The organism is Saccharophagus sp. K07 (assembly GCF_014336955.1).
Lineage (GTDB): Bacteria > Pseudomonadota > Gammaproteobacteria > Pseudomonadales > Cellvibrionaceae > UBA5868.
Genome location: NZ_QRAI01000005.1, coordinates 81,471 through 102,851 on the forward strand (window position 1 = coordinate 81,471; position 21,381 = coordinate 102,851).

At 51.9% G+C, this 21,381-nt stretch carries 19 protein-coding genes; 13 read left to right on the top strand and 6 right to left on the bottom strand.

Features of this window, described 5'->3' with window-relative positions; translation table 11 throughout:
* Positions 1 to 3: 3 nt before the first annotated feature.
* The 11 genes from DWB84_RS14915 (at position 4) to DWB84_RS19425 (ending at position 14,234) form a co-directional block, all read left to right on the top strand.
* Positions 4 to 1,836 carry a DUF262 domain-containing protein gene (locus DWB84_RS14915; protein WP_187410608.1) on the top strand — a complete coding sequence of 611 codons (1,833 nt, stop codon included), beginning with the start codon at positions 4 to 6 and terminating at the stop codon, positions 1,834 to 1,836.
* Positions 1,827 to 4,169 (top strand): BREX-1 system phosphatase PglZ type B, encoded by a 2,343-nt coding sequence (gene pglZ, locus DWB84_RS14920; RefSeq protein WP_187410609.1) that lies wholly within the window; start codon positions 1,827 to 1,829, stop codon positions 4,167 to 4,169. Before DWB84_RS14915 ends, pglZ begins: the two co-directional genes overlap by 10 nt.
* A 3-nt stretch (positions 4,170 to 4,172) precedes the next feature.
* Entirely contained in the window at positions 4,173 to 6,221 is a 2,049-nt protein-coding gene (brxL, locus tag DWB84_RS14925) for a BREX system Lon protease-like protein BrxL (RefSeq protein WP_187410610.1), read from the top strand.
* 717 nt (positions 6,222 to 6,938) lie between these two features.
* A complete protein-coding gene (locus tag DWB84_RS14930) occupies positions 6,939 to 8,216 on the top strand; it encodes an efflux RND transporter periplasmic adaptor subunit (protein WP_187410611.1) in 1,278 nt (425 codons plus the stop codon).
* A gap of 56 nt (positions 8,217 to 8,272) precedes the next feature.
* Positions 8,273 to 8,980, top strand: coding sequence for an ABC transporter ATP-binding protein (locus DWB84_RS14935; protein ID WP_187410612.1), 708 nt, complete (start codon positions 8,273 to 8,275; stop codon positions 8,978 to 8,980).
* 15 nt (positions 8,981 to 8,995) lie between these two features.
* Positions 8,996 to 9,454, top strand: a complete 459-nt coding sequence (locus tag DWB84_RS14940) for an ABC transporter permease (RefSeq protein ID WP_187410613.1) — start codon at positions 8,996 to 8,998, stop codon at positions 9,452 to 9,454.
* Complete coding sequence (locus DWB84_RS19415; RefSeq protein WP_187410614.1) at positions 9,451 to 10,308, top strand: FtsX-like permease family protein; 858 nt, start codon at positions 9,451 to 9,453, stop codon at positions 10,306 to 10,308. Before DWB84_RS14940 ends, DWB84_RS19415 begins: the two co-directional genes overlap by 4 nt.
* 19 nt (positions 10,309 to 10,327) lie before the next feature.
* Positions 10,328 to 11,533 (top strand): ABC transporter permease, encoded by a 1,206-nt coding sequence (locus DWB84_RS14950; protein WP_187410615.1) that lies wholly within the window; start codon positions 10,328 to 10,330, stop codon positions 11,531 to 11,533.
* Between the two features lie 37 nt (positions 11,534 to 11,570).
* Complete coding sequence (locus DWB84_RS19130; protein ID WP_255429015.1) at positions 11,571 to 12,179, top strand: response regulator; 609 nt, start codon at positions 11,571 to 11,573, stop codon at positions 12,177 to 12,179.
* Positions 12,180 to 12,229: 50 nt separating this feature from the next.
* On the top strand, positions 12,230 to 12,925 hold the full coding sequence (locus DWB84_RS19420; RefSeq protein WP_370589735.1) for a sigma 54-interacting transcriptional regulator: 696 nt from the start codon (positions 12,230 to 12,232) through the stop codon (positions 12,923 to 12,925).
* A 34-nt stretch (positions 12,926 to 12,959) separates the two neighbouring features.
* Complete coding sequence (locus tag DWB84_RS19425; RefSeq protein WP_187410616.1) at positions 12,960 to 14,234, top strand: ATP-binding protein; 1,275 nt, start codon at positions 12,960 to 12,962, stop codon at positions 14,232 to 14,234.
* A gap of 56 nt (positions 14,235 to 14,290) precedes the next feature.
* Here DWB84_RS19425 and DWB84_RS14965 read toward each other — a convergent pair whose 3' ends face one another.
* Both DWB84_RS14965 and DWB84_RS14970 read right to left on the bottom strand, forming a co-directional pair.
* Positions 14,291 to 15,886 (bottom strand): glycoside hydrolase family 11 protein, encoded by a 1,596-nt coding sequence (locus DWB84_RS14965; RefSeq protein ID WP_187410617.1) that lies wholly within the window; start codon positions 15,884 to 15,886, stop codon positions 14,291 to 14,293.
* Between the two features lie 342 nt (positions 15,887 to 16,228).
* A complete protein-coding gene (locus tag DWB84_RS14970; RefSeq protein ID WP_187410618.1) occupies positions 16,229 to 16,612 on the bottom strand; it encodes a hypothetical protein in 384 nt (127 codons plus the stop codon).
* A 550-nt stretch (positions 16,613 to 17,162) separates the two neighbouring features.
* Here DWB84_RS14970 and DWB84_RS14975 point away from each other — a divergent pair.
* Positions 17,163 to 17,507 (top strand): hypothetical protein, encoded by a 345-nt coding sequence (locus DWB84_RS14975; RefSeq protein ID WP_187410619.1) that lies wholly within the window; start codon positions 17,163 to 17,165, stop codon positions 17,505 to 17,507.
* Positions 17,508 to 17,591: 84 nt separating this feature from the next.
* Here DWB84_RS14975 and DWB84_RS14980 read toward each other — a convergent pair whose 3' ends face one another.
* Entirely contained in the window at positions 17,592 to 18,740 is a 1,149-nt protein-coding gene (locus tag DWB84_RS14980; RefSeq protein WP_187410620.1) for an MFS transporter, read from the bottom strand.
* Positions 18,741 to 18,904: 164 nt separating this feature from the next.
* Positions 18,905 to 19,258 (bottom strand): VOC family protein, encoded by a 354-nt coding sequence (locus DWB84_RS14985; protein ID WP_255429016.1) that lies wholly within the window; start codon positions 19,256 to 19,258, stop codon positions 18,905 to 18,907.
* 309 nt (positions 19,259 to 19,567) lie between these two features.
* Between DWB84_RS14985 and DWB84_RS14990 the strand changes: the two genes are divergently transcribed.
* Positions 19,568 to 19,867, top strand: a complete 300-nt coding sequence (locus DWB84_RS14990) for a hypothetical protein (RefSeq protein WP_187410621.1) — start codon at positions 19,568 to 19,570, stop codon at positions 19,865 to 19,867.
* A 99-nt stretch (positions 19,868 to 19,966) separates the two neighbouring features.
* Here DWB84_RS14990 and DWB84_RS14995 read toward each other — a convergent pair whose 3' ends face one another.
* Together DWB84_RS14995 and fnr are read right to left on the bottom strand one after the other, a co-directional pair.
* Complete coding sequence (locus tag DWB84_RS14995; protein ID WP_187410622.1) at positions 19,967 to 20,551, bottom strand: DUF4202 domain-containing protein; 585 nt, start codon at positions 20,549 to 20,551, stop codon at positions 19,967 to 19,969.
* 52 nt (positions 20,552 to 20,603) lie between these two features.
* Positions 20,604 to 21,341, bottom strand: coding sequence for a fumarate/nitrate reduction transcriptional regulator Fnr (fnr, locus tag DWB84_RS15000; protein WP_187410623.1), 738 nt, complete (start codon positions 21,339 to 21,341; stop codon positions 20,604 to 20,606).
* Between the last annotated feature and the right edge of the window lie 40 nt (positions 21,342 to 21,381).

The window sequence follows — 21,381 nt, forward strand, 5'->3', positions numbered from 1 at the left end:
TAGATGATTAAGTCCGTAAATAACTACCCGGTCTCGCAGCTCTTCGACATCGAAGCAGGCGTGGTTTATGCGATTCCGCGCTACCAGCGGGAGTACACATGGAACAAGGCTCAGTGGGAGTCGTTGTTTGATGACGTACAAGAGAACGATCCTGGCTACTTCCTGGGTTCGATCATCTGCATCAACCAGACTACTGACACCTTGGCGGTGCAGCGGCTGGAGGTGGTGGACGGCCAGCAGCGGCTGACGACGCTATCGCTGCTGTTTGCGGCGCTGTATCAGTCGCTGAAACTGCACGAAAAAGACCTGGATGACGACCAGCGCGTGGAGCTGATCAACCTCAAGCGAAAGCTCGTGCTGAAGAAGGGGGACGACCAGTTGCGCGTCATCCCTCAAATTCAGAACAACAACCAGAACGACTACCGTGCCGTCTTGTCCGACGTGGGCGTGATCAGCCCGTTCGATACACCAGCCTATGCGGGCAACCGCAAGATCTTCCGCGCCTTCCGTTACTTCCAGGGGCGTATCGAAGAGATGGTGGACAGCGAGAACGATCGCCTGGCGTCGATCATGGCCTTCCTCGACAAGGTGAGCCAGGCCTGCCTGGTGAAGATCGAGGTCGCCAGCCACGCCGATGCCTACACGCTGTTCGAGTCGCTCAATAACCGGGGCATGCCGCTCACGGCCATTGACCTGATAAAGAACAAGCTGTTGTCGCGGCTGGAGACCACCGAGCCCGGCAAGGTGGACCACTACTTCGACGTTTGGAACAAGCTGCTGGGGTATCTGGGCGACGACTACAGCGTCCAGGAGCGCTTCTTCCGGCACTATTACAACGCGTTCAAGGACCCACTGAATGCACCGTTCCGCAAGGACGAGGACAAGAAGAAAGACCCCCTGGGTCCCGTGGCCACAAGGTCCAATCTGATCCAGATCTACGAGAAGCTGATCAACCAAGACGCCAAGCACCATCTGCAGGCCATTCGCTCCGCAGGTCAGTTGTATGCACTGATGCTGGGGCGTAACACTGACGAGGCCTGGGCTCTGCTGGATAAGCCGTTGAAGGACCTGGACCGCATTCAGGGCGCCCCGTCTTACCTGTTGATGCTGTACCTGCTGGTGCGCCGTGAGGCGTTGGGGATCGACGTGGCGCAGCTGGAAGAGATCGCCCGGCTGCTGGTTTGCTTCTTCGTTCGACGCAACCTCACCGATACGCCGCCGACCCGTGACCTGACGCGCCTCTTCATGGCCACCATCGACAAGGTGGCAGAGCTGCCGGGTGCAGCCGTGGTGAAGACAATTCGCGACGAACTGCTCGCGGTGTCTGTCAGCGACGAGACTTTCCGCAGCAAGCTTGAAGGCCCCATCTACGAGGAGAACGCCGGGGTCGCCCGGTTCGTGCTGTGCGCCTTAGCTGAGCAGAGTATGACCAAGGAGACCTGGGTTGATCTTTGGAAGTACGAAGGCAAACAATTCGTGTGGACCATCGAACACATCTTCCCACAGGGCGACAACATCCCTGCGTCGTGGGTGACGATGATCGCGGGCGGAGATGAGAAGAAGGCGAAAGCAATTCAGGAAACGCATGTCCACAAGCTGGGCAACCTGACGATCTCCGGCTTCAATAGCGCGCTCGGCAACAAGAGCTTCAAAGAGAAACGCGACCGCACTGACAGCAAGGGCCGTGAGGTTGGCTACAAGAACGGGCTCAAGCTCAACGCCGAGTTGGCAACGGCCGAGGCATGGAGCGTGGAGCAGATCGATGCGCGGACCACCACGCTAGTTAACCAGGTGATGAATCTCTTCGCCATGACGGAGGCTCATTCATGCGCGTGATCGAACATCTGGTCAAGACCCTGCGCGACTCGGCAATCTTCAACCCTGAAGTCCAAGTCGCGCCCTCGTGCATCTTGTGGCCCGACAAGGACCGCCAGTGGGAGGCGGTGATTCCACGCCTGCAGAGCGAATTGGGAGAACTGCTTGTGCTGGGCGACTACGCGCCCGAGAAGCGCATGGGGCCGGCCATCTGGCTGCGTTGCGTGATTGCGGGAAAGGCCCCTGATGTCACTTTGCCAGCCGACCGCGTGCCGGTGCTCTACCTGCCTGGCGTGAGCCGCCAGGACCTTCGGGCGATCGAAGACTGCCCCGAGCTCTTGAAGCCCTTGGCCGAGCTGCAATACCGGGGCGTGATCTGGTCGCAGGCGAATGCCAAGGACTGGACCATCATGGCCTTCCTGAAGTCCGACCAAGGCGGCATGGGTCTGGATGTGGCCCAGGACAACGACTCCAGGAACGCCATGCAACTGGCGCTGTACCGGCTGTTGGACGAAGAGCTTGAATTGCTGAAAGGCAAGCGGCTGGGCAAAGACTACTTCAACACCCTGCTGACCGGCGGTGACCCGGTGCGTGACCTGCTGCAGTGGCTGAATCTGGGCGACGCGTTTCAGACCTCGCGCGGCGCCAACGAGTGGAAGGCCTTTGTGGAGGTTTGCAAGTCGCAGCTTGCGTTCAATCCCCAGGCCGATGGCGTGCTGGCTGGTGCCAGCAAGCTGGCGATGCGCGAAGGGCCCTGGCATTCGGTGTGGGAGCGCTATAGCGAGGCGCCAAAGCGTTACCCCAACATCCCGAACCGAATCCGCCAATGCAAGCCGCCACTGTTTGACCTCTTCGCCACGGCTGAATCGGCGGGTGGTTGGCCGCAATGGAACGAGGAACAGGAGCAAGCGCTTCAACGTGACTTGCTCGCCTTAAGCCATATGCCGGCGCACGAAGCCAGGAAGCGCGTGTTGGAGCTTGAGAAGGTACATGCGCAACGCCGCGAATTGGTGTGGGCTGAGCTGGGTGAGTCGCCGCTGGCTTTGGCTGTAAAGCACCTGGCAGTGGTTGCAGAGGTAACCAAGACGGCGTTGGCGGCCGGCTCGGTTGCGGACTTGCAGGCGGGGTATGCCACGCAGGGCTGGCGTGCAGACGATGCGGTTTTGTCAGCACTGGCGTGCGTAGACAAAGCGGCGGATGTTGATGCGGTGACGGCTGCAGTGCGGGCGATCTATCTGCCCTGGCTGGAGGAGTCGGCGCGCTACCTGCAAAAGCTGGTCGATGGATCGAGCTACCCCGGTGGAACGATCGCCAGTGCCAAGGCCTTCGCCGCCTCCAAGGGCGAGTGCGTGCTGTTCGTGGATGGCCTGCGCTTTGACACGGCCCGCCGTCTCTCTGCCATCCTGGAGGCACGCGGTTGCCAGGTAGCGGAGGCCATGAGTTGGACAGCGCTGCCCAGCGTAACCGCAACTGGCAAGGCGGCTGTTTCGCCAGTGCGAACCAAGATCAGCGGTGCCGACGACTGTGATGACTTCGAGCCTTGCGTCGCTGCCACCGGTCAGTCCCTCAAGGGTGGTTACCACCTGAAGAAGCTGCTGAACGACAACCATTGGAAAGTGCTGGACCGTACCGAAAGCGGCGATGGTCAGGGCAACGCGTGGTGCGAATTTGGCGACATCGACAGCGAGGGGCATGCACGCGGCTGGAAGCTTGCCAAGCATATCGACCTGCTTCTTGCCGAGATTGCAGAACGCATCGGAGCTTTGTTGGCTGCCGGTTGGAACAGCGTCAGGGTGGTGACCGACCATGGCTGGCTACTCATGCCGGGCAAGTTACCCACGATTCAGATGTCCAAGGACCTCACTGACAACAAATGGGGGCGCTGCGCCTCGATCAAGCCAGGCGCTTCTACCGGGGAGCGCTTGTACCCTTGGTATTGGAACCCCAATCAGCAGTTCGCGCTGGCTGACGGGGTGAGCTGCTATGGAAAATCGGTGGATTACAACCACGGCGGATTGAGTTTGCAGGAGTGTCTGACGCTGGAGTTGATGGTGACCCGAAGGGAGAGCGCTTCAGCACAGCAGGTGGTCGAGGTCACCGATATCGCCTGGAAGGGCTTGCGCTGCACGGTGGCTGTGGATGGTCAGTACGCGAATCTGTCCCTGGATATTCGCACCCAGGCTGGCGACCCGGCGTCTAGCGTGGTCGTGAGCGTGAAGCCGCTCAAGGACAACGGTACCGCGTCGGTGGTGGTTGAGAACGAAGAATTGCAAGGCCGCGCGGCGTCTCTGGTTCTGCTCAGTGCATCGGGCGAGCTGGTGGCCGAGGCAAACACCGTAATCGGCGGAGAATGACGAATGATTGAATTGGATCAGATAGACAAGAAAGCAGCCTCGGTGCTAGACGGGTATCTGGTCCGGAAAGACTTGGTCCGCACCTTTAGTCGGCAATTTCCGGTACCTACCTACGTTGTCGAGTTCATGCTCGGGCGTTATTGCGCCAGCACGGATCAGGAGGAGATCGACGAGGGACTAGAGATCGTTCAGCGCCAGCTCAAGTCCCGCACGGTCCGCGCCGGCGAGGAGGAGCTGTTCAAGGCAAGGGCGCTAGAAACTGGTGAGGTGAAAATCATCGACCTGGTGACGGCACGCGTGGACAACAAGGGCGAGTACGTTGCCAGCCTGCCCAGTCTGCGGCTGACGGATGTACGAATCAGCAGTGAGCTCGTCAACCAACACGAACGCATGTTGACCGGTGGCTTCTATGCCGAACTGGGCGTGACGTTCGATGTGGCCATCGCCCAGGAGGCCAAAGGGCGTCCGTTTGGGATCACCTCCCTGCGCGAGATTCAGCTATCGAAACGCGACGTGCTGGAGACACTGTCCAAGGCACGCGCCGAATTCACGAGCGAGGAGTGGAAGTCGTTTCTGCTCCGGTCCATTGGGATTGAACCCACGGGTTTGACCGAGCGGCAAAAGAATGCGTTTCTGCTGCGCATGGTGCCGTTCGTCGAACGCAACTACAACCTGGTTGAACTTGGGCCTCGCGGCACCGGCAAGAGTCATCTGTTCCAGCAGGTCTCGCCCTATGCGCACCTTGTATCAGGTGGCAAAGCTACCGTTGCCAAGATGTTCGTGGAGAACACGGCCAGAGGTCGTAGGGGCTTGGTTTGCCAATACGACGTGGTCTGCTTCGATGAGGTGTCGGGCATCTCCTTCGACCAGAAGGATGGCGTGAACATCATGAAGGGCTACATGGAGTCCGGTGAGTTCAGCCGAGGCAAAGAGAGCATCCGCGCCGACGGCAGCATCGTGATGGTCGGCAACTTCGACGTCGATGTAGAACATCAGCAGCGCATTGGGCACTTGTTTGGCCCCATGCCGCCGGAGATGCGTGACGACACCGCCTTTATGGACCGCATCCATGCGTTCTTGCCGGGTTGGGATGTGCCCAAGATCAACAAGGATCTGGTCACCAACCACTTCGGCCTGGTCAGCGACTTCCTGTCCGAGTGCTGGAGCCAGCTTCGGAACCAGAGTCGGGTGAGCGAATTGCAGAACCGCGTCTTCTTTGGCGGTGCTCTGTCTGGCCGCGACACCAATGCGGTCAACAAGACGGTCAGCGGTTTGCTCAAGCTGTTGTATCCGAGCTCGGACACCCCAGTTCCGGACGAAGACCTGGAATGGGCTGTTCGCATCGCTATGGAGGCTCGGCGCCGCGTAAAAGAGCAGCAAAAGCGTGTGGGCGCTGCCGAGTTTCGCAATACGCACTTCAGCTACATCATGGGCACCGACGGCGTGGAGAAGTTTGTCTCGACGCCTGAGCTGCAAAGCGACAACAGTATTGGCGGCGACCCACTGGAGCCAGGTCAGGTGTGGGCCATCAGCCCGGGAGGCGGCGAAGAAAACCCGGGCCTCTACCGCATTGAGGTCAATGAAGGCCCAGGCTCCGGTGTGAAGGTGCTTAACAAGCCCATTCCTCCTGCGTTCCGCGAAAGCATCGGCTTTGCCGAACAGAACCTGTACGCCAGGTCCATGCAATTGGTGGGGGACAAAGACCCCAGGCAGCACGAGTTCACGGTACAGCTTCGGGCGTTTGACGCGGCAAAGTCAGGTGCCAAGCTTGGTGTGGCCTCTTTGGTCGCCCTATGCACGTCACTGTTGAAGCGAAGCGTGCGTGGTGGCTTGATCATTGTTGGCGAGATCAACCTCGGGGGCTCGATTGAACCGATCCACAACGCGGTCACGATTGCCGAGATCGCGGTTGAGAAAGGCGCGACTTCGCTACTGATGCCGGTGGCGTGCCGGCGTCAGTTGGTCGATTTGTCCGACGACATGGCGACCAAAATCGACATCCAGTTCTACTCCGACGCCCGCGATGCGTTGTTGAAAACCATGGCCGAATGACCCAAGAGGACAAACACCATGGCACTTAACCTTGGGTTGGTGCAAACCTCATGCTGCGGTCAGAAGGGCCGAGTAACCAGTTCGTCGCTTTGCAAGACACGAAATGAGAGTGGAACTTGCCTGGAGCACCCGAATGGCAATGCTGAACAAATCGGCCGAACCTTGTTTCATCTCCGATGGTCCACCATCAAGTGACCTACCGATCCCGCCGCATCGGACGATGAACTTGGCGCAAATCCTTGCGAGCCTTACCGATGACGAGTTGGAGAGGTGGCCAGGCAGCTTGGTCAGCACAGAACTGGAGAAGCGGCGTGCGACTGTAGATGGGACGTCATCCCGTGGGTAGCTCAACTTCCTCTTGGTGTTGAATGGTATTTTTCATGGCATTGCTCGGCTGTGCATTACTAATGCATTGATATTCTTGAGGATTTTTGTGAAAACAATAATCGAGTGGGAAAAAATTGTTGGATATAAAAGCCCGCTTATGCGGGCTTTTTTTTGGTCTATTGATCTTCACAAAAAGAAATTTATCTTGAGAAGCCCCGGTGTCCGCTCAATCAAAACAAGCAGATAGCGGACACATTTTGCGGACACATGTGCATGGCGTAAAGCCGTTACTTGCTTAAATAATTTCTTTAAAAACATCTATTTACTAATTTTTTGTCTATGTGGTACGGGCTTTGAAATGCGTATGGCAAACAAGTCCGGTTCACGTCTATGAATATGAAAATTGCCGACACCTCTGCCCAGGATTTAGTTGTGGGGCAAGCAACTCGCAAGAGCAGGTTGATGCTGATTGTGGGAGGCGCTCTGCTGGTAATCGCGGTTGTTGGGTGGGCGGCTCATTATGTAGCGGATGTGTCACTGGCTGGGCAGGTGGTGGAGCGATCTGCGATTCGGGTTGCGACAGTGGAGCGCGGTACGCTGGTGCGTGAGGTGGTTTCGCAGGGGCGAATTGTGGCGGCGAACAGTCCTACATTGTTTAGCCCGGAACAGGGCTACATTGATTTGGCTGTTAAAGCCGGTGACAAAGTGGAGCGTGACCAAATCCTCGCCACAATTGTCAGCCCCGATTTGAATGAGTTATTAGCGCAGGAGACGGCCAATCTGACGCGTCTCGAAGCGGATCTCGGTCGGCAAAAAATAGAAGCCAAACGCCGCAATTTGGAATTGGAACAAATCATTGCCATGGCGCAAGTGAGCAAAAAAGCCATGGCGAGAGAAAAATTACGTGCGCAGCAGGCCATCAGCAAAAAATTGATCAGCCAACTGGAATACGAAAAAGCCGAAGATGATTTGGAGCGCGCTGAACTGGAGTTGGCACAGGCCAAACAAAATGGCGAACTCGCCAAAGAATCTTTGGCTTTTGATATTGAGTCGCTGACATTGCAGCTGAAACGCCAACAACTGCTGGTCGACGCATTGCGCCGCCGCGTCAATGAGTTAACGATTCGATCGCCTGTTGCTGGCATGGTGGGCAATGTGCAGGTGATCAACCGGCAAGCCGTTATCGCTAATCAAGCGCTGATTACAGTGGTGGATTTGAGTGCATTTGAAGTGGAAGCGGTGGTACCAGAAGGCTTTGCGGATGAAATAGCGCCGCTGATGGAAGCGGAAATTACTTTAGGCGGAGCCGTTTATCCCGGCGTGGTTACTGCCATATCACCCGAGGTTGTGAATGGTGGTGTGAGCGCGCGCATTCGTTTTGCGAATGCATTGCCTGACAATCTCCGCCAGAGCCAACGCCTGACCGCCAGAATTATTCTGGAAAACAAACCTAATGCTTTGATCGTAAATCGCGGTTCTTTCTTCGATGGTTTTCGCGGTCATGTTTACAAATTGCAAAACAATAAAGCGCTGCGTGTACCTGTGGTGCTCGGTGGCTCAAGTCTAAAACACATGGAGATTGTGGATGGGTTGCAAGAAGGTGACAGCATTATCATCTCCTCTTTAACGACTTCCGCCACAGACGAACAAATCTTGATAACCAATTAATTCAGGGTGTTGCCAATGTTGAAAATGCAATCCGTAAAAAAATATACCGAACCGATATGATTGAAACCCATGCTTTGCGCGATTTTAATCTGGAGGTGAAGGAGGGAGAGTTTGTCGCTGTAACAGGGCCCTCTGGTTCCGGCAAAACGACGTTTCTCAATATCGCCGGATTGTTGGAAACCTTTGAACAAGGACAGTATTTACTGGATGGACAGGACGTGAGTCGCTTGAGTGATAATGTCCGCTCAAAATTGCGCAATGAAAAAATTGGATTTATTTTTCAGGGTTTTAATCTGATCTCAGATCTCAATATTTTCGACAATGTTGATGTTCCCCTGCGATATCGCGGGTTTTCTGCGGCAGAACGAAAAAAACGGATTCTGAATGCGCTGGAGATGGTGGGGTTGGCCTCGCGCGCGCGCCATCTTCCGTCGCAGTTGTCGGGTGGTCAACAGCAGCGGGTGGCGATTGCCCGCGCGCTGGCAGGTGAACCCAAGTTTTTATTGGCGGATGAGCCAACTGGTAATCTCGATACTTTGATGGCGCGACAAGTCATGGAGATGCTCGAAGACATCAACAAAAATGGCATGACCATTGTGATGGTGACGCACGATCCTGATTTGGCGCGACGCGCAAACCGCAATATTCAAATCGTGGACGGGCAAGTTACCGACTTTAAAATCTACGAATCCTATGTCGATTCTGATAGCGCAAGAAATGCGGATGTGGCGAGCGCAAACAAATCCGCAACTCAAACGATTTAGTCGGGAGCCAAAAACATGTGGCGATATTATTTGCGATTATCCTTGCTTAGCCTGCGTAAAACTCCGGTCTTGTCGCTGTTGATGGTACTTGCCACCGCTGTTGGTATTGCAGCCAATCTTACGATTCTGACCATGCATTCCGTGGTTTCGAGCAATCCTTTGGCCCATAAAAACGAGCGTGTTTTTGCCGTTCAGCTCAATGCCTGGAACCCTGACGTGGAGTATTTCAGTCTTAATGCTATTCCACCTCAAGTGACTTATCAGGATGCCAAGGCGCTTTATGACGCCCAGGTGGCAGATGAAATTGTCGTGATGCGCAAGGCGGGCACCATTATTCAGCTGCCGGATTCGTCAGAGACGTCATCGGCCTACAATACCCGTATGACAACGCGCGATTTTTTCAGCATGTTCGATGTGCAATTCATCTATGTGGGGCTTGGAGTAAAAATGCGGATGAAGGTCCCGAGCATGTGATTGTGATCAGTGAGGGGCTTAATAATAAATTTTTTAAAGGGGAGAACAGCTTGGGCAAGGCGCTATTGCTGGATGGCGAAATCTTTACGGTGGTGGGTGTGGTCAGTGAGAAATGGCAAGTTGTGCCCAATGTTTATGACCTGAATAATCTCCCATTTGAAAACGCACCAGAAGCCTATATTCCATTCTTTTTTGTTGCCTCTAAAGCCTTTCAATCCTGGGGGAATGCGCAGAGTTGGTTGGATGAAAACATCCGAACCTACGAAGACTTTTTGCAAAGCGAGACGATTTGGATACAAGCCTGGGTGGGCCTCAACTCTGCTGAGAAAAAGCAGGAGTTTACACAATTCCTGGATAACTATATTTCCACACAAAAAGAGCGAGGCCGGTTTAAGCGTTCGCCTGGATATCAACTGAATACTCCGCAAGAGTGGTTGGAGATTAACAATGTAGTGTCTAAAGACAACAAACAATTGTTAGTGCTTTCCTTTGTTTTTCTGGCGATTTGTCTGGTCAATAGCACTGTTTTGATGCTCGCTAAATTTCTGCGCAAAGTGCCTGAGGCGGGTATCAGGCGGGCTCTTGGTGCGAGTCGTTATTCGATATTTTTCCAGCACTTGACCGAAGCCTTTATGGTCGGAACGGCTGGAGCTTTGCTCGGTTTGTTTTTGTCAATTGGCGGGCTATCTGCGGTGCGATCACTTTATAACAACTATGAAAACGTTGCTGTTTTTAACGGTGTTACGGTCGCGGCTGCACTTTTGCTCGCTTTGGTGGCAAGCCTGTGCAGCGGTTTTCTTCCTGCTTGGCGGGTGAGTCATGCTGCCCCCGCCAAATATCTAAAAACCCAATGACACAAGCCAGGATAATTTTATGTTGGATATTATGCCGATATTGAAAAGTTTGTGGCGCAATAAAACCGGGCCACTCTTGATTATTCTTCAGCTCTCACTCACTGTCGCCGTTGTGAGTACAGCATTGTTTGTGGTCGGTGAGCGACTAGAAAATATAGGACGTCCGAGCGGCTTGGCAGAAGAGGAAATATTCAGGGTCTGGATGCGACAAAGTTCTTCGGGCGCCGATATAGAGCAAATCGCAAAAAGGGATATGGAAATTATTCGCGCAATGCCAGGTGTTATCGACGCGACGCCCATATCCTATGTCCCTATATCGGGAGCCGGAAGTTCTTGGTTACTTTTCAAAAGCCTGGAAGAGAAGGTGACGGATTTTCCCAGTGCAATTTACGAGATGAGCGATCATGGTTTGTCGACGCTCGGGCTGGAATTGATAGAGGGTCGGAATTTCAATGCAAACGAAATTCAATATTATGAGAGGGAGAATACGCCGGAGCAGTCGATAACTATCATTACCAAAGATCTTGCCAATAAGCTATTTCCAGACGATTCCGCGGTTGGGAAAGTGATATATATGGGAAATATGCAGTTGACGATTGTCGGAATCGTTGAGCGCTTGATGGGGCCGTGGCCAGATGCTGAATTCGCAACCAGCTCAGCAATTCTTCCTGATATTGTGAAAGAAAATTCTCTCAATTATCTCGTGCGGGCCGATCGCAATCAGCGAGACGCCGTGATGCATTCGGTGGTGGAAAAGTTGCGCTCTATTGATAGTACTCGTTTGATTGTGGACGAAAAATCAATCGCACAAATCAAGCGTGAAACATACTCCAGTGATTATGCCATGATCAAAATCCTGTCTCTTGTCATATTCCTGCTGGTCTTTGTCAATGCGCTGGGAATTGTTGGGCTGACGACATTCTGGGTAAATCAGCGGCGCAAACAAATTGGAATTCGACGCGCGCTTGGCTCCACCAAGGCGGGCGTGATGCGTTATTTTATGGTGGAAAATGTTGTTCTGGTCGTATTCGCAGCGGTTATTGGTACTATGATCGCTTATGTAAATAGCAGCTATATGGTCCGAACCCACGGTATGAGTCTTCTTCCAATAGAGTATGTTGTGATTACTGTGCTGTTTTTATTGTTGGTAACTATGCTGGCGGCTTATTTGCCGATTCGAAAGGCTGCGCAGATTTCACCCGTTGTAGCTGTTGCCAACGTTTGATCTGGGTGAGCTGCAGTGTTTAATTTGGGTAATCTCTATGGCTCAAAAAGTTTTGATTGTCGATGACAATCCCGCGGTTGGAAAAGCACTGCATTTGCTGCTGAGCGTGCATGACATTGCAGCGGAAATTGCACTGACACCGCAGGCAGCATGCAAGCGTTTGGAGGAGGACGGCAGCATTGCGCTGGTTGTTCAGGATATGAATTTTTCCGAGGCCACCACGTCGGGCGAAGAGGGTAAAGCCCTTTTTTATAGGCTCAGGCTAATTCGACCGGATATTCCCATTATTTTAATCACCGCCTGGACACAGCTTGAAACCGCCATTGAGCTGGTGAAGAGCGGGGCGGCGGATTATGTCGCCAAACCCTGGGATGATATTAAGTTGGTGACAACGATTAAAAATCTATTGGAGTTGGCCGACCTGCAACAGCAGCAGCGATTGCAAGCGCAAACACAATTAAATGAAAAAGCCCGTTTGTTGGAAAGCGCCAATCTTTGTGGACTTGTTTACCAAAGCGCTTCAATGCATGCGCTAGTTACCCTGGCGGTAAAAATTGCCCGTTCCGATGCACCTGTGCTGATTACCGGGCCCAATGGTTCGGGCAAGGAGAAAATTGCCCAAATTATTCAGGCCAATTCAGGGTAAATAGCGGGCCATTTGTATGTGTCAATGTCGGTGCCTTACCGCAGGAATTAATCGAGGCGGAATTGTTTGGAGCGGAAGCAGGGGCTTATACCGGCATTAACAAACGGCGTATTGGCCGTTTTGAGGCGGCTGATGGCGGAACCTTGTTTTTGGACGAATTAGGCAATCTGTCTGCTACTGGCCAGGCCAAATTGTTGCGAGTTTTACAAACAGGTGAGTTTGAACGTTTGGGTTCCAGCGAGACCCGGCGTTGTAAAGTGCGGGTTATCAGTGCAACCAATACCAATCTGGAACTCGCAATCAAAAAGGGCGAGTTTCGCGAAGATTTGTTATATCGCCTGAATGTGTTTGAGTTGAAAGTCCCTCCTCTAGAGGAGCGCAAAGAAGACATACTGCCGCTGATACACCATTTTTTTCATGGCAAAGCGCAGCTGGATGATTCGGTTTTACACGCGCTGCGTTGTTATTCGTGGCCGGGAAATGTGCGTGAACTGGAGAACGCTTGTCAGCGCGCGCAAATCTTGAATGAAGGGGGAAAACTCCAGCTTAAAGACTTTGGATTGCCCATAGATGAGGCTGTAATAGACAGTTACAAGCCAGTTATTGCAGAACCCTCGCGTGAAGTGATTGAAATGGTGCTGAAGCAAAATCAGGGGGTTGTCGCACAGGCTGCACGGCAACTGGGTTTTTCTCGCCAAGCTCTCTATCGTCGATTGGAAAAATACAAAATTGAACTCAATTCGTAAAACCATCTCACTTGAAGGAAAGCTTTGCGCGATAGTGACGCTATCGATCACTATCGGTTTGGGAATTTTGGTTGCTTTTTCGAAATTAATTGATGACTTATGGGTGGCATTGGTGGTCGCTCTGCCGGTTGCGCTGGCAGTCTCAACCTGGTTGGTGAGCAAGTTGGCGCAGCATCAAAAAATCAAAATCAGCGCTATCCAGAACGGCATGCTGAACCTGCTGGATAACGATTTTAGTGTAAGCATCTTCAATACAGGCAAGGACGAACTCAGCGAAATCATTGCTGTTTTTAATCAGCTTTCAGAAAAAATGCGTAACGAGCGGCAGCACGTATATCAGCGCGAATTGCTGCTGGATATGATCATTCAAAACTCCAACATGGGGGTTGTTCTTATAGATCAAGAAGATCGAGTGATTTATTCCAATAGTTTTGCCAAGGAAATGCTCAATGCTGGCAAACCGATTAACGGCATGTGCCTGTCCGACGCGATCAAAGCTACGCCAGACTTACTGAGAGAAAGGATTGCGCAAAGACAAGATGGGTTATTCCGGGTGAAAGAAAGCTCCGGCGATGAGCTTTATCACATGACCACAGGAAGTTTTATGTTTAATGTGCGCAAACATGAGGTGATATTGATCAAGCGTATGACGTTCGAACTCCATCGCCAGGAGGCAATGATCTGGAAAAAAGTCATTCGTACGGTTACTCATGAGTTGAATAATTCCCTAGCGCCGATCTCCTCAATGGCGCATTCCGGCGAGCGGCTGGTCGAACAAGGAAAATATGATCAGTTGAGTGTGGTATTTGAAACCATTGGCGAGCGCGCTCAGCATCTCAAACACTTTGTCGATGGCTACGCGCGAATTGCCAAATTGCCAACGCCAGAAAAGAAGCGAGTGGATTGGTCGGAGTTTATTAAAAAGCTGTCTGTAGCTTTGGAATTTCGTTTTGACGGGAATATGCCTTCTGCTCCGGGATATTTTGACCCGGTGCAGATTCAGCAAGTGATTACCAATCTGCTAAAAAATGCCCACGAATCTGGCTCAGCCTCAGATGAAATCTGGTTGGCGATAGAGCAAAACAGCCAATACTGCGTGTTACGGGTTTTGGATCGCGGCACCGGCATGTCAGCAAACACCATGGAACATGCGCTGCTGCCTTTCTACACCACCAAACAATCGGGCAGCGGAATTGGTTTATCGCTGTGTCGCGAGATCGTGGATGCCCACGGCGGGCAGATTTCCTTGGAGAACAGAAATGGTGGCGGAGTTTGTGTAAGGGTCTTACTGCCGAATGCTCCCAGATAAAAAAAATCCCGGTTTGGTAACCAAACCGGGATTTTTGTTTACTCAGGATTGATTGATTACTGTTTTACAACCAGTCGGCGAGACAGGAGCAGAGCGCCCATCATCAGCAGGAACAGAGCACCGTTGCTGCCGCCGCCAGTATTGCCATTGCCACCGCCGTTGTTGTTGCCGCCGGAGGAAGAGCTGCTGGAGCTGCTGCTAGATGAGCTGCTGCTAGAGCTGGAAGAACTGCTGCTAGAGCTGCTTGAAGAGCTGCTGGAAGACGAGCTGGAGCTGGAAGAGCTGCTAGCTGACTTGGTTACCAACAGTGAGCTCAGGGTTGCGTTGTCAGTGTTAGTAGTCAACACAACGTCCAGTTTGCCGTCGGTTACGGTTACGTCAAAGGTCTTCTTCATTACAGTGTTGGCGCCAACTTCTGCATAGATATCGACGTTGCGCATTACTTGCTGGCCTTCGATAGCAACGTTGAAAGAACGCGAGTTAGAGGCAGTCCAGTACATCTCAACAAAGCCCAATTCAACAGTGTAAGCACCGTTGGTAACAGGGATAGACGCACTGAAGTCACCGTAGAGCTCGGTTTTGTAAACGTCGTTGTTGCCGCCAGTAATGTTCGCTGTAGTGGAGTTCGGCTGACCGCCTGTCATATAGAGGTTAGGCGCGTAGTAGATGTTGCCGATCTGAACTGCGGGGCCATCGCTACCTACGTTAACCGCTGCAATAACGTTGGATGGGTTGGCTGGGTGCCAGCCGACAGTTTTGTCGGTTACAGTACAAGCTTTGCCGTTCTCCATACCCATGCCGCTACCAATCGGGTCTTCAGAGCGGATATGACAGCAAACAGGTACGCCACCTACTTCACCACATGCTGGGCCTTGGTTACCGCCGCCGCCACCTGCACCTTCACTGATCCACAGCTCGGAGTTACCGGAGGAGTTTCTGTTGCCATCGTAACCTTCGGTAGCGAGAACCATGTAGTAATGGTCATCACCCAGTCTCATGCCGGCGTTAGCCCAGGCTTGGAAGTGCGCGCCCACGTCGATGGAGCCTTGAACCTGACCCCAGGGCAGCGGGTTTTGGCGTACGCTGAAGAACTGCTTGAATGTGGAAGTACCAGAAATAGAAGGCTGGTTGGTACGAGTACACTGAGTCAAGTCGTAAGCCACACCGCCGATAGTAACGGTTCCTTTGCGGCCGTCACCGTTACCGCCGCCGCCAACTACACCGCCGCCACCACCGCAGTTAGCTGGGTTGTAGGAGCCGTAACTCTCAACTACGTAATACTCAACTTCTGTTGGGACGCGAGTCCATCCGTAAAGTGCCAGATATGAGTTTGAGGAGTTGCGCTGGCGGCCAGAGTTGAATGAACCGCGGTAATTAACGATTCGCGGACCGCCTGGGTTCCAGCCCAGTCCACCTACCCAGTTAAAGACGTTGCTCCATTCAGTCTTGTAATAGCCGGGTTCACCGCAGGTAATGCTTACTCGGTTGCCGTTTTCCTGCTTCCAGAATGAATAGTAGAAGCCGTTGTGAGTACCGACCGCGTTGTTGGAGTTGTTAAGTACGCCGGTACAAGCGTTCGCTGAGGAAAAACTCATCAAAGCAGCACATGCCGTCACTGCTGCAAGTGAGCTTTTAAGTTTGAAAAAACTCATAGGGAAACCCCGCCTAATGAATATTTGCTGTTTATTGAAAATAGGAGGAGCATCTTCGCTCCGGGTGAGGCATTCCGATCGAACGAGCCATCGTTATTGTTAACTTGCTCCACCCGGACCGCACTGCCGCGGCGACCGACAAATACAACCGTCGCGTCGAACATGCCTTAGAACCAATCTACGTAGATATTGAAATTTGGTATGTGCGCCATTTCTTCCTTTTGTCATATCATCAAATAAAGCAAAGATTTGGTTAAAAAATTGCCAACTTGCGCATGGTCATATTGACTCTAAAGCCGTGTTTTTACACAAAAAAATGCCCAAAGGATTAATAAAGCAGACTTACCGTCGCTTGCTTTTTTTGCACTTGGTGGCCTTGGCAGTTACAAAATCCCCCAGTTGTACAACCTCTTTTTTCATGTCGGGAAGATAAAAACTAATCACTTCGCCGGCATAGGCTTCGCCGTCAACTTCTTCCCCTTCTCTCAGATCCTCCACAAGCAAGATGCGAGCAACCGCTTGCAACACTTCTTTTCCGTTGCGTCTCACAACAAATACATCATCGTGGGAAATGCATCCCTCTTCGGCAGTCCCAGTGATAGAAACACCTCGCAGGACGATTCCATTCAATTCGTCGATACGGTCGATTTTCATTCTGAAATCAGTTGCGTTAGCGCTAACCCCGGTAGCCAACAAGCCTGCCAAAATGATGGTTCTTAAAATCATGATGATTACTCCGCGTTTGCCGCAAAATTCCAAAGGATATACCAGTGCCCTCGTTTGATCGCAATGCAACCATTCAGTGGCGAATCGGTTTGTGATCGAGTCCGCGAAATTGGATTGTTTGTGCGTAGTGCTTAGGCTAGGTTGACTAGGCCAAATAGACACCATTCATATCAGTCATGACTAAAACAAGCATGTAAGAAAGGCTCGTAAAAGGTATTTATGTCTGGAAATTCAGTTTGAGGTCATTAAATCCAAAATCGCCGGATGAATATAGATGAGCAATGCATGCGAACAGGAAAGTTAGAATGCATCGTCGATGTTTATTCAATTTTTGATAATGTGTGCGGCAGCAACGTTTGGCCGGTTTCTCCAAGAGAATATTTTGGATTTGTGTGTCTGAAGAAGTTTTCAAGGAGCGGCAAATGTCCAAAAAATTTGGATCTGGGTCATCGTATCCGTCGGAAAATGATGAAATCTCGCTGGAGTTGAAAAAGTTAAAATTTTTCAAAATTGAGTTTCCGCATGGAGGTCAGTACAACGATGGTATACTTTGGTTGCTAAATTTAAGCACTTTTATGATGAAGATTTGGTCCTTCTCCTGCGGGAATTGGGTGTTGAGCCTGTTCTTATGGATGAACAACCGCCCGCACCAAAAGAGTATTCCGATCCTATTTATGATGAGTTGGTAATTGATGGAAAACCAACATGGTTGAAAAGGGTAGGTTATTGCAAAATTCTCGACGAATGGTTTTATGTGTCGTACGGAATGGAAGGGCTGCGAATTTTGGCTAATGGTGGAAGTTATGAAGTTGAGCTATCTGATGTCATTAAAGCAAAGAAATTGGAGAGTAAAATGAATTTTCCTTTCTTCCTGAGACGAGTTGATAACTCGTAAAACAGGGTTATCAACTGCGTTATTGTGTGTCAACTTTCGTGAGATTCTTTGAATTTCACTGACTAGCGCCTCTCAAGAATCGGTTCACCTTTCCGTAACAATCCTATCCCTTCCCCCCAAATACCCCATACCCGCCTGAACCACCGCACAAGCCGTCAATCCCCCCAACGGAATTAGCCATCCGCCGGAAATATCGTGCGCAAGGCCAAATAAAAGTGGGCCGGAGGCGGCGAGGAGGTAGCCTATGGATTGGGACATTAGGGAGAGAGAGGTGGCTTGGTGATGGTCGCGGGTGCGCAGGCCTATAAGGGCTATGGCCAGAGGGAAGGAGATGCCGCTGCCGAATCCTACAACGCAAACCCAAATCATTGCTGCTTTGGGATAGGCAAGAAGGCCAAAAAATCCCGTCGCCATGGTGAGCGCGGCGAACAAGGCGAGTCCACTTTGATTTTTTCGCTTAGCGAGCAGGCGCGGCATGGCGGCGCCGGAAACCAGAGAGACAAGCTGCAAGCCAGTGATCATTAAGCCTGCAAAGGCGGGGGCGTGGCCGTTGTCCTGAATGACCTTGGGCAGCCAAGCGATGGATACATAAAAACAGAGTGATTGCAGCCCCATAAAGGTGGTGACGCACCAAGCGATAGGAGAACGCCAAATGGATGACGTTGTGGAATTCGGATTGGGTGGAGGTGTGTGGCGAGGCCGAAAAGACGCCCATGCCCAGAGTGCTGCCGCAAGTGCGGCTGGGATTGCCCAGACTGCCAGCGCGCTTTGCCATCCGCCGGGCAGCAACCGTTCCAAAGGAACTGCCAGCCCCGAGGCAATAGCAGCAGTTAAAGTGAGCACCAGCGCATAGATGGTGGTGAGTGTGTTTATTCGGTCGGGGTAATCGCGTTTGATGATGCTGGGGACGAGTACATTGCCGATAGCGATGCCCGCCGCGAGCAGTAATGTGCCGCAATAAAGCGCTATGGCAGAGCCGCTGGAACGAATAAGAAGTCCCGTAAAGAGCATCACCATAGCTACCGTCAACACTCGCTCAAGGCCAAAGCGACGACCGAAATTGGCGAGCGGGGCGAATGCGGCAAAGGCGAGCAAGGGGAGGCTGCTCAAGAGTCCCAGCGCGGTGCCGGACAATCCAGTGGCGTCTTGAATGCTGCTAATCAATGGACCAACGGTGGTGATTGCTGGTCGCAGATTTGCGGCTATCAGCAAAAAGGAGAGAAATGCAAACATTCGGATCTCGTAATAGGGTTAGCCAGAAGGAGTATTAGGCGTCTGGGGCGCGGCATTCTAAAAAAAGATTTCTTGGGTTAGGCGTTTTATTTTGTAGTCGCTCCAAAAACAGCTGAGCACAGACAGGGGCCGCATAAAGTAGCCCCGCATAGGCATCAGCTCTATCAAATGTGCTGCAGCACATTCACCAGATTGCCAAACGGATCCTGTACAAAAAACCTTCTCACACCCCAAGGTTCCTCGACCGGGCCATATTCCAGAGGGATTTGAGCTTGTTGCATACGGAGCAGTGCTTCGTCGAGGTCGTCTACTTCTATGGAGAGATCGGGTACCGGCGTGTCCGAACCACCTTGGCTGGCGAAGCTGATTTGGACGGTCATTTGATTTAATCCTGCGTAAGTGCGAATCCAACCATGGTCCATTGCGACTTCCAAGCCTAGAATGTCGCGGTAGAATTTGTCCGCTGCGGCGGGGTTGGCAGTCGGGATATTGGCAACGATACGGTTGACTTTCATCATTAAGCCTCTGTTCATCCGATAAGTGAGCAAATATGCATCAGGCCGGCATCAGGGACGCGGCCATGGGAATGTATCCCATTCAATGAAAAATCACTTTGCCCAGATGTGAAAATTTCACTGAATTCGACATCCTGGACGCCTAATCTTCTTTCCAAGCCTTGATATATATGGGTAAGAAATGGTCACCAGAGTGGTTATTGAAACTACGTCTAGCGCCGGTTTGGCTGACGGTGAATCCGTGCGCTAACGTTAAGAAGGAAAATTATCTTATTAATAAACGAAACTTGGTTTTTCCATGAGGGCAAAGCAATGAATTTCGAAGCATGGACTGTGGATCTGGCGTCATCTTCAGCGGTGCATTCAACCGGCTTCAAAGTGGTTGTGGAAGGTGATTTAAATAATCCGTCCGGAGTTCATCCGGGCAAATTTCCCGAGGGGTTGACAGCTCTGGAACAGGTTAGACTTTTGCGCTGCGGTGTTGAGGCGATAGTCAAGCTGGCGCAGGCTCAGGAAGCTAAGCAGGAGCAAAAACGATTTGCTGAGCGAGCACAAGTAGCCTCCTTGCCGAAAACTACACGCAAGGTACTTTCATTAAAGAAGCAGTCTTGAGGCTCTGTCATTTAGACGGCAGCCTCAAAATTCAGTCACTTGAAAAACTGCATTAAAAATCTGTCCTTAACGTCTCTTAAAACAGAAAATCACTCGCGCTTAAGGCGCGAGCGCTTTGACTACGAGATTTTTCAGGTCGTCTTTCAATGGAATTTGTAGGGCGGCGTTATGGGCATCGGCGGACATTTTTGCCCAGGTCTTTTTGATAATGTCGATTAATTTTTCTTCGTCGTGTTTGCTGGCGAAATCTTCCAAATAATGGCGGATAAATACCAGGCAGGCGACGTCTTCCAGAGTTTGTGTTTCCGCATCGCGTCCTAAACCGCGTTTTTGCACTATGTACTGCGTGCGTTTGATATCTTCTTCGCTGTAGCCAGCTTCGTGCATTAATTCACCTACGCGCCGCGCGTGGAACAGCCCTAATTCAGCACGCCATTTTTTGTAACCGGTGCGGCCTTCCGGATAGGCGCTGCGCGGGCTGGTCCAGCGTTCAATATGTTGGCCGCGCACGGCAATTTGCAGATGCTCGGAAGCATCTGGGCGAAACTCCAAAAGGCAGCGCGTCATGCGCTCCGAATACAAAAACTCTTTGGGAAAGGATTTGTCGCCATCCTGTTCCAGATTGGGATCTTGCAGGTTGGCGGCGTCAATAAGAGCAATGGTTTTTGCAAAAGGCGTGGGCATAGAAAATCCGTTAAATAAATGGCACCACAGCGGCGCGGGAGAGTGTAAAAAATCAGGGTTTGTCGCTGGTTAACGCCAAATTGCGCAGGGCAGTCATGTCGTTGATCAATACGTGCTTTTTATCCAGCGTGATGATTTTTTGTTTGTGGAGACGGCTCAAAACCCGGCTGACGGTTTCGATGGTCAGGCCGAGATAATTGCCAATATCTGAGCGGGACATTGGCAAATAAAATTCTTCCGCCGACAGGCCACGGCTGTGATTGCGTGCGGAAATGCTCAGCAATAAAGAGGCAATGCGCTGATCCGCATTATTTTTGCTGAGCAGGGTGATGAGCTGTTGGTCGTTGGTGATTTCTTTGCTCATCAATTGGAAAAAACGGCGCTGCAAATTCGGCAATTGCGCACTTAATTCTTCCAGGCGGCCAAAGGGAATTTCGCAGACGGCGGAGGTTTCCAGGGCAATAGCGGAGTTGGAGTGGGTATTGGTTGCCAGTCCATCCATGCCAATGATTTCGCCCGGCAAATAAAATCCGGTGATTTGCTCCTGGCCGTCCTGGGTATTGCTGACGGTTTTGATGGCACCGGAGCGGACGGCGTAGACGGAACGGAATTTATCGCCAGCGTGGTAGACGTGATCGCCCCTTTGAATCGGCCGGCCGCGCTGGATGATTTCATCGAGTTTGTTAATGTCGGTCAGTTCAAGGCTGATCGGCAGGCACAGCATATTCAGGCGGCAGCTGGAGCAATTGATCTGCGGCATGGAGTGGCATTGGGAGGTAGGAATAACCATGCGGAAACAGCCTGATTAGAAATGCTTGCTCAATTTTGGG